This window comes from Roseovarius sp. BRH_c41 (assembly GCF_000961715.1).
In the GTDB taxonomy this organism is placed as follows: domain Bacteria; phylum Pseudomonadota; class Alphaproteobacteria; order Rhodobacterales; family Rhodobacteraceae; genus Roseovarius.
In genome coordinates, this window is record NZ_LADY01000012.1 from 20,095 (window position 1) to 33,317 (window position 13,223).

At 62.5% G+C, this 13,223-nt stretch carries 13 protein-coding genes and 1 pseudogene; 8 read left to right on the forward strand and 6 right to left on the reverse strand.

Going from position 1 to position 13,223, the window contains the following annotated elements:
• The first annotated feature begins 191 nt into the window (after positions 1–191).
• Together VR71_RS03815 and VR71_RS03820 are read left to right on the forward strand one after the other, a co-directional pair.
• On the forward strand, positions 192–551 hold the full coding sequence (locus VR71_RS03815) for a hypothetical protein (protein ID WP_045681348.1): 360 nt from the start codon (positions 192–194) through the stop codon (positions 549–551).
• A 22-nt stretch (positions 552–573) separates the two neighbouring features.
• On the forward strand, positions 574–1,815 hold the full coding sequence (locus VR71_RS03820) for a PqqD family peptide modification chaperone (protein WP_296429852.1): 1,242 nt from the start codon (positions 574–576) through the stop codon (positions 1,813–1,815).
• On the opposite strand, the gene VR71_RS03825 is transcribed toward VR71_RS03820, so the two are convergent.
• The 4 genes from VR71_RS03825 to VR71_RS03840 form a co-directional block, all read right to left on the reverse strand.
• A complete protein-coding gene (locus VR71_RS03825; RefSeq protein ID WP_045681350.1) occupies positions 1,805–2,989 on the reverse strand; it encodes a VWA domain-containing protein in 1,185 nt (394 codons plus the stop codon). The two genes, VR71_RS03820 and VR71_RS03825, sit on opposite strands and share 11 nt — an antisense overlap.
• Positions 2,990–2,995: 6 nt before the next feature.
• Positions 2,996–3,163 carry a hypothetical protein gene (locus VR71_RS03830; protein WP_009819026.1) on the reverse strand — a complete coding sequence of 56 codons (168 nt, stop codon included), beginning with the start codon at positions 3,161–3,163 and terminating at the stop codon, positions 2,996–2,998.
• Between the two features lie 3 nt (positions 3,164–3,166).
• The gene (locus VR71_RS03835) at positions 3,167–4,540 is read right to left on the reverse strand and encodes a DUF2927 domain-containing protein (protein WP_045681353.1); all 1,374 of its coding nucleotides are present in this window, start codon (positions 4,538–4,540) and stop codon (positions 3,167–3,169) included.
• A 280-nt stretch (positions 4,541–4,820) separates the two neighbouring features.
• The gene (locus VR71_RS03840; RefSeq protein WP_045681355.1) at positions 4,821–5,660 is read right to left on the reverse strand and encodes a MoxR family ATPase; all 840 of its coding nucleotides are present in this window, start codon (positions 5,658–5,660) and stop codon (positions 4,821–4,823) included.
• 158 nt (positions 5,661–5,818) lie between these two features.
• Between VR71_RS03840 and dksA the strand changes: the two genes are divergently transcribed.
• Together dksA and VR71_RS03850 are read left to right on the forward strand one after the other, a co-directional pair.
• Positions 5,819–6,274: an RNA polymerase-binding protein DksA gene (gene dksA / locus VR71_RS03845; RefSeq protein ID WP_254656449.1), complete on the forward strand. Its 456-nt coding sequence runs from the start codon at positions 5,819–5,821 to the stop codon at positions 6,272–6,274.
• A 92-nt stretch (positions 6,275–6,366) separates the two neighbouring features.
• Positions 6,367–7,539 carry an FAD-dependent monooxygenase gene (locus tag VR71_RS03850; RefSeq protein ID WP_045681371.1) on the forward strand — a complete coding sequence of 391 codons (1,173 nt, stop codon included), beginning with the start codon at positions 6,367–6,369 and terminating at the stop codon, positions 7,537–7,539.
• An 82-nt stretch (positions 7,540–7,621) separates the two neighbouring features.
• On the opposite strand, the gene xth is transcribed toward VR71_RS03850, so the two are convergent.
• Entirely contained in the window at positions 7,622–8,404 is a 783-nt protein-coding gene (gene xth / locus VR71_RS03855) for an exodeoxyribonuclease III (protein WP_009819021.1), read from the reverse strand.
• A 64-nt stretch (positions 8,405–8,468) separates the two neighbouring features.
• On the reverse strand, positions 8,469–8,792 hold the full coding sequence (locus tag VR71_RS03860; protein WP_009819020.1) for an iron-sulfur cluster assembly accessory protein: 324 nt from the start codon (positions 8,790–8,792) through the stop codon (positions 8,469–8,471).
• Between the two features lie 78 nt (positions 8,793–8,870).
• On the opposite strand from VR71_RS03860, the gene VR71_RS03865 reads away from it, so the two are divergent.
• From VR71_RS03865 to VR71_RS03880, 4 genes and pseudogenes are all read left to right on the forward strand, one after another.
• The gene (locus VR71_RS03865) at positions 8,871–10,067 is read left to right on the forward strand and encodes a deoxyguanosinetriphosphate triphosphohydrolase (protein WP_045681357.1); all 1,197 of its coding nucleotides are present in this window, start codon (positions 8,871–8,873) and stop codon (positions 10,065–10,067) included.
• Positions 10,068–10,168: 101 nt separating this feature from the next.
• Positions 10,169–11,914 carry an arginine--tRNA ligase gene (gene argS / locus VR71_RS03870; protein WP_045681359.1) on the forward strand — a complete coding sequence of 582 codons (1,746 nt, stop codon included), beginning with the start codon at positions 10,169–10,171 and terminating at the stop codon, positions 11,912–11,914.
• Positions 11,915–11,989: 75 nt separating this feature from the next.
• Positions 11,990–12,943 (forward strand): SPOR domain-containing protein, encoded by a 954-nt coding sequence (locus VR71_RS03875; protein WP_009819017.1) that lies wholly within the window; start codon positions 11,990–11,992, stop codon positions 12,941–12,943.
• Positions 12,919–13,223 (forward strand): annotated as a pseudogene (locus VR71_RS03880) (beta-hexosaminidase); the annotation flags it as partial. The gene VR71_RS03875 and the pseudogene VR71_RS03880, both read left to right, overlap by 25 nt.

Genomic DNA, 13,223 nt, shown 5'->3' on the forward strand with positions numbered 1-13,223 from the left:
GCGTGGCGTTTGTCTGATCCGCTCATATCTCGGCCAAGTGTCGGAGAGCGAGCCCGTCCGATGTCGGCAAAACCTCGCGCATCCAGCTTGCCAGAGAAGAATAACAGGTCATTTGCGGTAAATTGCATCGTAGAACGTCGTCCATTTATTGGCGCTTTGCGTCGACAGGAACCACGCGAGAGGAGAAAGACATGACACAGGAAGATAGGGCACAGAAAGATACAAAGGCTCTGACGCGGCGGCGGTTGTTGACGCGATTGGGTCTGGCGACCGGGTTGGCGTATGTCGCGCCGGTGATGATGCATCTTGGGGCAGCGCATGCCTCGGGGGCCAGCGGGCGTGGATCACGCGGCTCGCGGGGGTCTGGAGCCTCGGGGCGAGGATACTATCGGAACGGGTATTATCGGAACGGGTATTATTACGAGCGGGGATCCAGCGGAGGCTCTTATGGCTCGGGGCCGTCAGGCAGGGGTCGCCGTGGTCGCCTAAGCACGGGTCAGGTTGTCGATCAGATCATCGGCACATTGGATGGTCTGGGGGCGTTGCGCTGAGATGCGCGTGGAGCCGCCGCATTTGAGGCCGCCCGGGCCGCGTCGATGGGCAGCGCCGGGCAGGGCCAAGACCCAACTGACCTGTGCCGAAGCGCCGCAGGTGGTGGAGCTTTGCGGGGCGGAGGCGGTGGGCCGCGCGTTGGACACGGTGATGCCGGATTGGGGTCTGCGCGCAGTGGAAGACCCGGTGCCACCCGGTGCCCCTGTGACGGTGATCACGGATGTGGCACCCAAAGGCTATAGTTTTCAATCCTGGTGGTCGCGGACGCCGCTGACGAAGCTGGGCCTCGCCGGGGCGAGTTGTGGCGTCGTCGCGGATCTGGTGCAGAGCTATTGCGATGCGCGGCCAGACACGCTTGGGCTGCATTGCGGGGCGGTTGAGGTGGGCGGGCATCTCCTAGCCTTTACCGGGCCATTCCGGGCGGGCAAGACGACACTGGTCACGCGGTTGGCGGCGGAGCCGGGCATGCGGCTCTTTTGCGACGATGTGTTGCCGGTGCGGCCGGATGGTCAGGCGGTGGCGCTTGGGATTCAGCCGCGCCTGCGGCTGCCCTTGCCAGACAGGGTGTCGGATGGGTTTCGCCGGTATGTTGCGGATCATCTGACGGTGCAGGACAGTCGCTATGGGTATGTCGAGAGTCCCGAACAGGCGCGCACCGGCACGTTGGCCCCTTTGGCGGCGTTGATTGTGCTCAGGCGCGAGGAGGGTGCGCCGGCGCGGTTTCACCGGATGCGGTCGGCAGAGGCCGCAGCGCATCTGATCCGGCAGAACATTGCAGATCCCGGTGAGGCGGAGGCGCATTATGATCGGCTGACCGCTCTCGTTGCAGGGCTCTTTTGCGTGACGCTGGTCTATTCCGATCTGGAGGAGGCGGTGGCGCAGGTCCACCGCGCCTTTGCTGCGGGGCATCTGCCTGCGCCGGACCTAGAGATCGACGCGCCCTTGCCGCCAGACCCGATCGAAGGCGATGTTTCGCTGGCCGATCTGTCGGGGGTCTATTGCCGCGCGGCGGAGGTGAGCGCGCGTGAGATCGGTGAAGATGTGTTTCTTTGGCAAATGGAGGGGCGCAATTTCTTTCGCTTGAATCCGGTGGCTGGCGCGGTGTGGGATTTGCTGGAAGAGCCCGCGACGGGCCATGAGATTGCCGCGACGTTGATGGACGTGTTTGCCGATACCCCGGCAGAAATCATCGCGGCGGATCTGTCAGCCCTCCTTGGGCAGCTATCGGCGCGCGGATTGGTGACGGCGTCACTCAGCGGATGAGCGTGCGCATGCCCTGATCGAGACCTGCGAGGGTCATGGGCACCATGCGATCCTCAAAAACCTCACGGATCATCTGGATGGATTGCGTATAGTCCCATTCGCCCTGAGTCACCGGGTTGATCCAGAGGTGATTGGGCCATTGCGTACGCGCGCGATTGAGCCAGACTTGGCCTGCCTCGGCGTTCCAATGTTCATTGGCACCGCCGGGATAGGCGATTTCATAGGGCGACATGCTGGCATCGCCCACGAAGATGCATTTGTAATCTGCGCCATAGGTGCGCAGCACCTCTTGGGTCGGGGTCTGGGCATTCCAGCGGCGGGCATTGTCGCGCCACACGCCCTCATAGAGGCAGTTGTGGAAGTAGTAGTATTCAAGGTGTTTGAATTCAGCGCGGGCGGCGCTGAACAACTCCTCCACCACTTTGATATGCGGGTCCATTGAGCCGCCGACATCGAGAAAAAGCAGCACCTTGACCGCGTTGCGCCGCTCGGGCCGGGTTTGCACATCGAGATAGCCATGTTCGGCGGTGGCGCGGATGGTGCCGTCGAGATCAAGCTCTTCGGCGGCCCCGTCGCGCGCCCATTTGCGCAGGCGTTTCAGCGCCACCTTGATGTTGCGGGTGCCAAGCTCGACCGAGTCGTCGAGATTGCGGAATTCGCGTTTGTCCCAGACCTTGACCGCGCGGCGGTGGCGGCTTTGATCTTGACCAATCCGCACGCCTTCGGGGTTGTAGCCATAGGCACCAAATGGCGAGGTGCCGGCGGTGCCGATCCATTTCGAACCGCCCTGATGGCGGCCTTGCTGGTCCTTGAGGCGCTCGCGCAGGGTTTCCATCAGCTTGTCAAAACCACCGAGCGCCTCGATTTCAGCGCGTTCTTCGGCGGTCAGATGCTTTTCGGCGAGTTTTTGTAGCCATTCGGCGGGCAGGTCGACGGCATTGAGTACGTCCTGGGCGCTGATGGCCTCAAGCCCGGAAAAGCTGGCGGAGAAGGCCTGATCGAAGCGGTCGATATGGCGCTCGTCTTTGACCATCGCGGTGCGGGCAAGGTAATAGAAACCCTCGACGTCATAGGTGACAAGGCCGCGCCCCATGGCCTCGAGTAAGGTCAGGTATTCGCGCAAGGAGACCGGAAGGCCCGCGCGTCTGAGGTTCTCGAAGAACGGCAGGAACATCGCGGATCAGAGCGCGCTGCGGTGGATGATCAGAGTAAGGAAAAGACCCAGAAGGGCGAAAATCAGCGCTAAAACAAAGGCATATTGGAGGATGTCCGCCAATTTTCCTTTGCGTCGCCACGCCATGAGCGCGCCGGTCAGCGCGCCCAGAATTGCCCCGATGATAACAATCATGCCTTACCCGTTCGGTCCTTTGAGCGGGCTGAGCGCGCCCACTTCGCGCAGTTTGGCACGCACTGCCCAATCCGCGCCGTACCCGTAACGCGCCCAGCCCAGACTGTCCAGTCTGACGGCGCGCGCCTCGGAGACGCGGCCCGAGAGATCGAGCGCCTCGGCGCGCAGCATCAGCAGCGTGGCGAGAAGGGCGGCGTTCTCGGCGCGCTCTGCCGTGGCAATATGCGGTCCAAGCAGCATGAGGGCGTCCTCGTCGCGACCCATTGAGACCGCATAGGCGGCCAGTTGGGCGGCGGCAAAGGCGCGGTGCAACTCGGTGCCGGGGTTGGCGTCATAAAATCGCTCGGCCGCGACAAACTGATCCTGTGCAAAGTCCGGATCGGTGGATTGGGTGATGCGTCCGAGCGCAAAGTGGCTGAAGGCGCGGCGGTGGTCGGTCCAACCGACGGCCTGCGCGATGCGGACCGCGTCCATCGCGGCGGTGCGCCGCTCCATCTGGCGGGCACCCGGCCCGAGGGCGGTCTGGATGGCATCAATCCAAGCGCGCGGGGTGGAGCCCGAAAACCGCGGAGCGAGACCGTCGCCGCCGGGGTTGAGACGCGACAGGATGCCGGGAAGACGCTCTTCGACCTCGCGGCGGGTCATGCCTGCGCGCAGTTCGGGAGCGTAAAAGGCGCGCAGCACCAGCATGTCAAATCCGGTCAAGACCGCATGGACATTGTCATCGTTAAAGACGCTGTCGGAGAGGCGGTAAAGATCGTTGAGCGGTCCAAGGGCCTGCGCCAGTTCTTCGTGCAGGCAATCGCGCACCTCTTGGGGGCTCGTGTCATTGGGCACGAAAATCGCGATCGTCTCGCGGCGTCTGAGTTGGCTCCAATCCGTGACACGGGAATTGCGGGCCGCGCGATACTGTGAGAGGCGGGTTATATTGGGGACGACGAAGCAGGCCGCCTTGGGCAAGCTGCGCTGGATCGCGTCGCGGCTCACAGCCTCGATGGTGATGTTTGCCGGGCCTTCGGTGACGCGGGAAATGTTTATCCCGGCCTCGGTTTGCAGGCGGTGCATCAGGCGATTGAGGTCCGAGATCAGGGTGATCGGTGGCGCGCCGGTGACGCGGACCGTGATTGGCCCCTCAAAGCGCGAGAAGTGTTGCAACATCCGACCCGATTCAAGCTGGAAGCCGAGATCCAGTATGTCACGCTGGATGTCACGATTAGAGCGCTGCGCCGGCACGGGGCGCGGTGCGGAAAACGCCTTCATCGGAGGCATGCCGGTCTCTTGCGGCATGGCGGCGCGGGACGCGGGTTCGTTATAGCTGTAATTACCGGGCACGCAGGCGCCGAGCATCAGGCAGATTGGCAGGATTACGCGACGCATCAGACCCCCGTATCGTTTTCGGTCACAACAGACGCCGCCGTCGGAATGACGGGGGCCAATCGCCGGTGGGGGCGGGCAGAGCAAAGCGCGGTCGTCGTCTCAGCGAACCGCGCCTTTTATCTGCCACGACCTTAGCCGGGTTGGGGGCAGAATTTCTGTTCATCCTGTTCCGCGTAAGGAGCATTTAAGGCAAAATTGTGGCAACCACATTTTACCACGGATGCCGACACATGTCATGGTTGTTTTTCGTTGTAAATCAGATGTCTGTCTTGCTTGACCTTTACCGCTGACGGCGCGCCATGAAGGCGAGGCGTTCGAAGAGATGCACATCCTGCTCGTTCTTGAGCAAGGCGCCGTGCAGTTTCGGGAGAGCATCAGCCCCGTCGCGCCGCAAGTCTTCGGGCGAGAGATCCTCGGCGAGGATGAGTTTGAGCCAGTCCAGAACCTCGGAGGTGGACGGTTTTTTCTTGAGACCCGGTTGATCGCGAATCTCAAAGAACTGGGTGAGGGCGGTCGTGAGCAGCGCGGTCTTGATGCCGGGATGATGCACTTCGATGATCCGCTTCAGGGTCTCGGGATCGGGAAAGCGGATGTAATGAAAGAAGCAGCGGCGCAGAAACGCATCGGGCAATTCTTTCTCGTTGTTCGAGGTGATGATGATAACCGGGCGATGGCGGGCACGGATCGTCTCGCCGGTCTCGTAGACGTGGAATTCCATGCGGTCGAGTTCTTGCAAGAGGTCATTGGGAAACTCGATATCGGCCTTGTCGACCTCGTCGATCAGCAGAACGACCTTTTCATCCGAGGCAAAGGCCTCCCAGAGTTTGCCGCGTTTGATGTAGTTGCCAACCTCATGCACCCGCGCCTCGCCCAACTGGCTATCGCGCAGGCGGCTGACGGCGTCGTATTCATAGAGGCCCTGTTGCGCCTTGGTGGTGGATTTGATGTTCCACTCGATGAGGCGCAACCCGAGCGCGCCTGCCACCTGCCGGGCCAGTTCGGTCTTGCCTGTGCCGGGTTCGCCCTTGACCAGCAGGGGGCGTTCGAGCGTGACGGCGGCATTGACCGCGACGGTCAGGTCATCGGTCGCGACATAGGCATCGGTGCCTTTGAATTTCATCGGTTTTTCAATCCTCTTGCAGGCCAGTGGCGCTGAGTTCAGCGCTAAACTAGTCTGTTCGACAATTCACATCAATGCCGTGTGATTGGCTAGTGACAATCCCCGAAGTGGCGTGTAGATCACCGCGCATGGGGCGCCGACTGTCTGAGGAGTTCATTATGCCAGACACTGGCTTTGATGAGGGGATCGAGATGAAAGCGGAAGTATTTCTGCCCAATGATTACCAACCTGCCGAGGATGAGCCGTTCATGAACGCTCGGCAGATGGAGTATTTCCGGCGCAAACTGATCGCGTGGCGGTTAGAGCTGCTGGAAGGCAGCCGGGAGACCATCGAAGGGTTGCAGGATGGCACGCGGGCGATTCCCGATGTTGCAGACCGCGCCAGCGAGGAAACCGACCGGGCTCTGGAACTACGCACGCGGGATCGTCAGCGCAAGCTGGTGTCCAAGATTGATGCGGCGCTGCGCCGGATCGAGGACGGCGAATACGGCTACTGTGAAATGACCGGCGAGCCGATCAGCCTCAAGCGGCTGGATGCGCGACCCATCGCCACGATGACGCTTGAGGCGCAGGAACGCCATGAACGGCGCGAAAAGGTGCATCGCGACGACTAAACGACCAAGGGGTTACAGGCTCCGGGATGAAATTTGACCTAAATGACGCGCCGGGACTTTCCTCCCGGCGCGTTTCGTATCAAGACATGCGCATGACGTTGAACGGGCTGAGCATAGCGGTCATCGGGGCCGGAATTGGCGGGTTGGCTGTGGCCCGCGCCCTTTGCCTGCGCGGTGCGGATGTAACCCTACTGGAGCAGGCCCCCGAGATCAGCGAAGTGGGGGCGGGATTACAGATCAGCCCCAACGGATTCGCGGTCTTGCGCGCGCTCGGGCTGGACGAGGTGTTGCAGGCGCGTTCGGTGCAGGCAGAGGCGATCAGCCTGCGCGATTATCGAGGCGGAGAGGTGCTGCGGCTCGATCTGACGACGCTGGAGCGGCCAGAGTATCATTTCATTCACCGTGCGGATCTGATTGACAGTCTTGCCGATGGTGCGCGCGCTGCGGGCGTCAAACTGCGGCTGATGCAACGGGTGGCGGCAGTCGAGGCTGGGGCGCGACCTGTGGTGCGGATGGTCAATGGATCGAGCCTCGATGTGGATCTGGTGATCGGAGCGGATGGGTTGCATTCGGTGGTGCGGCGTGCGCTCAACGGCACATTGGCCCCGTTCTTTACCCGGCAGGTGGCGTGGCGGGCGGTGGTGCCCAACCTCTGGGGGCGCGGTCCTGAGGCGCAGGTCCATATGGGGCCGATGCGCCATATGGTCAGCTATCCGCTGCGCGGTGGCACATTGCTCAATCTGGTCGCGGTGCAGGAACGGGCCGCCTGGACCGAAGAAAGCTGGAGCCAAACGGATGATCCATTGGCAGTGCGGGCGGCCTTTGGCGATTTTGGGTCAGAGGTTCAGGCGATGTTGGCGGCGGTTGAAGAGGTGCATCTCTGGGGTTTGTTCCGGCATCCGGTGGCGCGGGTCTGGCAGCGCGACGGATTGGCGGTCTTGGGCGATGCTGCGCATCCCACCTTGCCGTTTATGGCGCAGGGGGCGTCGATGGCGCTCGAGGATGCCTGGGTTCTGGTCGATGCATTGAGCGAGGCCGAGGGGCTGGCGGAGGGCTTGGCCCGGTATCAGGAGAGGCGCGAAGCGCGGGTGCGCCGGGTGGTCGAGGCGGCCAATCGCAATGCGTGGAAATACCACCTGAGCTTTCCACCGCTCAGATGGGCCGCGCATACCGCGCTGCGGGCGGGGGGAGCCTTTGCCCCTGACCGGATGATACGACAGTTTGACTGGCTGTATGGGCATGATGTGACGCGCAAGGCGGGGTGAGGGGGTTCACCTTACGGGCGCGGGTCGCATGCCAAAATGACCGCTCAAGATCAAGTCCAATCCCGTGCCGTAGCGACGGATTTCAGGCGTCGATTTCTACCCACAACGGAACATGGTCTGAGGGTTTGTCACGGGCGCGGATTTCCTTGTCGATACCACAGTCGGTCAGCAAATCCGCCGCTTGCGGGCTGAGCAGAAAGTGGTCAATGCGGATACCGTCATTCTTGTTCCAAGCCCCGGCCTGATAATCCCAGAAGGTGTAATGCCCCGGACCCTGCACCCGCGCGCGGAACGCTTCGGTGAAGCCCAGATTGAGGATGCGGCGAAAGGCGGCGCGGCTCTCGGGGAGGGCCAGCGCATCCTCGCGCCACGCCTCGGGGCGGGCGGCGTCCTCATCCTGCGGGATTATGTTGTAATCGCCGCCCATCAGGACCGGCTCTTCACTGGCGAGCAGATCGCGCGCGCGGGCCTGCAGGCGTTCCATCCAGGCCAGTTTATAGTCGTATTTTGGTCCCGGCGTCGGGTTGCCATTGGGGAGGTAGAGACCGCAGAGGCGCAGCGCGCGGTGGTCTCCCATGACGGTGGCCTCGATCCAGCGGGCCTGTTCGTCGGTGTCGTCACCGGGCAGGCCGCGCGTCACATCCTCTAACGGACGTTTGGAGAGGATCGCCACGCCGTTAAAGCCCTTTTGCCCATGCGTTTCGACATTATAGCCGAGATCCTCGAAGATTTCGCGCGGAAAGCCGTCATCGACGGATTTGATCTCTTGCAGGAGGACCACATCCGGGGCGGCCTCATCAAGCCAAGCGGGCAGGGCGTCGATCCGGGCCTTGATGCCGTTGATGTTGAACGTGGCGATTTTCATGGCGCGGCCCCCCCGTGGTCTTGTTTGATCCTATATCGCGCAGGGGCGCGGAGGTGACAAGCGGTCACATCGAGAACGAGGTGCCGCAGCCGCAGGAGGAGGATGCATTTGGATTGTCGATCACAAAGCGCGCGCCGATCAATTCTTCGCTGAAATCAATCGTTGCCCCGGACAAGAAGGGTAGGGATACGGAATCTACGACCACTTTTTGCCCCTCACCTTCGAGAATCAGGTCGTCCGCCGCAGGTTGATCCAGCCGGATTTCGTATTGAAACCCGGAGCAGCCGCCGCCCTCAACCGCGACGCGGAGAGCCTGTCCCTGATCCCCCGCGCCGATTTCGGCGAGGCGGGCAAAGGCGCGATGGGTCACCTTGGGTGGAAGTTGCATGGCGGGCTCCGGGGTGTTTTACGTTTCGGTTCAATTGCAATATATGGTCCATGGCCTCTGGCGACAAGGATATCCCGCATGACCGATCTTTATGCCTCTGATCCCATGGCGATCCGGGGGCGTCTGGTGCCTGAGGAGGAGAGTGTTTTTCGCTCACCCTTTCAGCGCGACCGGGACCGGATCATCCATTCCAGTGCGTTTCGGCGGCTCAAGCACAAGACACAGGTCTTTGTCGCGCACGAGGGCGATTATTTCCGCACGCGGCTGACCCATTCCATCGAAGTGGCTCAGGTGGCGCGCACGATTGCCGGAGCGCTTGGGCTGAACGGCGAGCTGACCGAGGCGGTGGCGCTGGCGCATGATCTGGGGCATCCGCCCTTTGCCCATGCCGGCGAGGATACGCTCGATGCGCTGATGGCGCCCTATGGCGGGTTTGATCACAACGCGCAGGCGGTGCGGATCGTGACATCGCTGGAGCGGCATTATGCCGAGTTCGACGGGCTCAACCTGACATGGGAGACGCTGGAGGGGCTGGCCAAGCACAACGGCCCCTTAACGCCCCTCCGGGGCGATGGCCCCGTAAGCGGGACGCTGCCCTACGCACTGGCGGATTACAACGCGCGGCATGATTTGGAGTTGCACACCCACGCCAGCGCCGAGGCACAGGTGGCGGCCCTCTCGGACGATATTGCCTATAACAATCACGACCTGCATGACGGGTTGCGCGCGGGGCTCTTTACCGATGAGGAAATCGCGGCCCTGCCCATTGTGGGCGACTGTTATGCGGACGTGGACCGGCTCTATCCGGGGCTGGATGCCAAGCGCCGCAGACATGAGGCGCTGCGTCGGGTGTTCGGTGTGATGGTGGGCGATGTGATCGACTGTTCGCGCCATACGCTGGATGAGGCCCGCCCCGCCTCTGTGGCGGAGGTACGTCATCTGGGCCGCCCGGTGATCCAGTTTTCGACTGGCCTCTGGGCTGATCTGAAGGAAATTCGCGGCTTTCTCTTTGCCCGCATGTACCGCGCGCCAGAGGTCAATGCGATGCGTGACCACGTGCATGTCGTGGTGAGTGATCTCTTTCCGCATTACCTGCACGCGCCGCAGCACCTGCCGGAGGAATGGCGCAAGGATGTGGCGCAGGCTGAAGATGAAACGGCTCTCGCCCGGTTGGTGAGTGATTACATCGCTGGCATGACGGATCGTTTCGCGCTTCAGGAACACGCGCGGCTGACGGGCAATCCCGATTTGAGTGCGGACAGAGAGGGGCTTTAGCGCGTTGCGATCCGGTCCTTGGTCCAAGGGCGGGTGAGGCTTGTGATTGACGCGCCTCTCGCCGTTGAGTAACCCACCGCAATGCAGCAAGGAAAGCTTTTATGAACCTCTTTACCGATATGCGTGCCCTCGTCGTGGACACGCTGGCCGCGATGCAGACCGGGGGCCAATTGCCGGAAGGGCTGGATCTGACCAATGTCACGGTCGAGCCGCCGCGCGATGCCGCACATGGTGATATGGCGACCAACGCGGCGATGGTGCTGGCCAAGCCCGCCGGTCTCAAGCCGCGCGAGATTGCAGAAGCGCTTGCGGCGCGGCTGGGCGATGATCCCCGCATCGAGCATGTCGAGGTGGCAGGTCCGGGGTTTCTCAATCTGCGGCTCTCACCGCTCCTCTGGCAAAATGTGGCGCGCGCAGCGTTGCAGCAGGGCGTCACGTTCGGGCGTTCGACCATGGGGCAGGGCCGCCGCGTCAACGTGGAGTTTGTCAGCGCCAACCCCACCGGGCCGCTGCATGTGGGCCATACGCGGGGGGCTGTGTTCGGTGACGCTCTGGCGAGTCTTTTGGATTTCGTGGGCTATGAGGTCACGCGCGAATATTACATCAATGACGGCGGCGCGCAGGTCGATGTGCTCGCCCGCTCGGTCTATCTGCGCTATCTTGAGGCGCATGGGCAGGCGGTGGCCTTTGCCGATGGCACCTATCCCGGCGATTACCTCATTGAGGTCGGTGAGGCGCTGAAGGCTGAGGTGGGCGATGTCTATGTCGGGCAGCCCGAGGATGTCTGGCTGGAGCCGATCCGGGATTTCGCCACGGATCGGATGATGGCGCTGATCCGCGAGGATCTGGCGGCGCTTGGCGTCGAGATGGACGTATTCTATTCGGAAAAGTCGCTTTATGGCACGGGGCTGATCGAGGCCGCGATCGAGGATCTGCGGAGCAAGGGGTTGATCTATCGCGGCGTGCTGGAGCCACCCAAGGGCAAGATGCCCGAGGATTGGGAACCGCGCGAACAGACGTTGTTCAAATCCACCGAACATGGCGACGATGTGGACCGCCCTATCATGAAATCGGATGGCGGTTGGACCTATTTCGCCCCGGATATTGCCTATCATTATGACAAGATCAGCCGGGGTTTTGACCTCTTGATCGACGTCTTTGGTGCGGATCACGGCGGCTATGTCAAGCGGATGAAGGCGGCGGTGTCGGCGCTGTCGGATGGCCGTGTGCCGGTCGATATCAAGCTCTGCCAACTGGTCAAGCTCTTCAAGAATGGTGAACCGTTCAAGATGTCGAAGCGCGCGGGAACCTTTGTCACGCTGCGCGATGTGGTGGACCAGGTGGGGGCTGATGTGACCCGCTTTGTGATGCTCACGCGCAAGAATGACGCACCTTTGGATTTCGATTTCGACAAGGTGCTGGAGCAGTCCAAGGACAATCCGGTGTTCTACGTGCAATATGCCAATGCGCGGGTGAATTCGGTGCTGCGCAAGGCCGCCGAGGCCGGGATGGCGGTGGATGATGCCACGCTGGCGCAAGCCGATCTCTCGGGTTTGACCCACGAGGCAGAGTTGAACGTCGCACGCAAGATTGCCGAATGGCCGCGTCTGGTCGAGATTGCCGGGCGTACAAATGAGCCGCACCGCGTGGCGTTTTATCTCTATGATCTTGCGTCGGATCTGCATGCCCTCTGGAACCGGGGCAATGACGACGCGTCGTTGCGGTTCATTCAAGAGGGCGATGTGGCCACATCGCAGGCTAAAATCGCCCTCGCGCGTGCTGTAACCGTTGTTATTTCCGCAGGTCTTGGTATTCTTGGCGTCACTCCGGCGGAAGAAATGCGCTAACGCAGCAAAGCCGGGGGTGAGGCAGAACAGTACATCCCCGGCGACCATGTATCGCCGGAGAGCAAGAGGCGGACCATGGCAGATATGCACTATGCACGGCCCGAAGCGGGGCCTGAGCGGACGAGTTTCATTGTCAGGCTGACCAATCTGACCGGCGCGGCGTTGTCGATCGCGCTGATCGCGGGCGTGGGCGTCTGGGGATACAAGATGGTCATGCGCGATGTGTCCGGCGTGCCCGTGGTGCGCGCGGCTGAAGGACCAATGCGGGAGACCCCCGCCGATCCCGGTGGCGATGCTGCCGCGCATCAGGGTCTGGCGGTCAATGCGGTGGCCGCAGAGGGGATTGCGGCGGCCCCGGCGGATCGCCTGGTTTTGGCCCCGCCACCGCTTGAATTGTCGCTGGACGATGTTGCGCCACTTACCCAAGGGACGGAGGAGGCTGCGGCGCGGCCCACGGCTGAGGCAACGCAGAGCGATCCAAGTGCTGCGCCGGAAGAGCTGCGCAATGCCTCTATTCTGGCGCTCGCAGATCAAATCGCAGCCGGGGCGTCGCCGATGGCCCCGTTGGAAGAAGTGGTCACCGGGCCGGAGGCGGTTGATGCCCCTGAGGAGGAGGCCGAGGCCGAAGCCGAAGCGGCTGTGGCGGATACCGCGAGCGCGGTGACGCGCCCGCGTGCGCGACCGGCCTCGTTGACCTCGGTTCCCGAGGCGATTGCGCTTGCGGTGGCGGCGGCACAGTCTGTCCCGTCGGATGAGGTGGATGCCGACACCATCCCGCTTGGGACGCGGCTGGCGCAGTTGGGGGCCTTTGATTCGGCTGAGGTGGCGCGCGCAGAATGGGACCGGCTGGCGGGGCGGTTCGGTGACTTTCTGGACGGCAAACAACGAGTTATCCAGCGCGCCGAGAGTGGTGGGCGCACGTTCTACCGGCTGCGGGCCATGGGATTTGCCGATCTGGGCGATGCGCGGCGGTTCTGTTCGGCGCTGGTCGCGGAACGCGCCGAATGTATCCCGGTGGTCACGCGGTGACGCGGTTTGGGGCGACGATCCTAGATGCGGAGGGTCTGCGGCTGACGGGAGAGGAAAAGGCGCTGTTTCGCGATACGCGCCCGTTTGGTTTCATCCTCTTTGCCCGCAATATCGACAGCCCGGATCAGGTACGCGCGCTGTGCTCTGAGATGCGCGAGGCGGCTGGTCATGCGGCGATGATCACCATTGATCAGGAGGGCGGCCGTGTGCAGCGGCTGCGCGCGCCGCTCTGGCGGGAGTGGCCCGCGCCGTTGGATCAGGCCGAAGCGGCAGGCGCGGG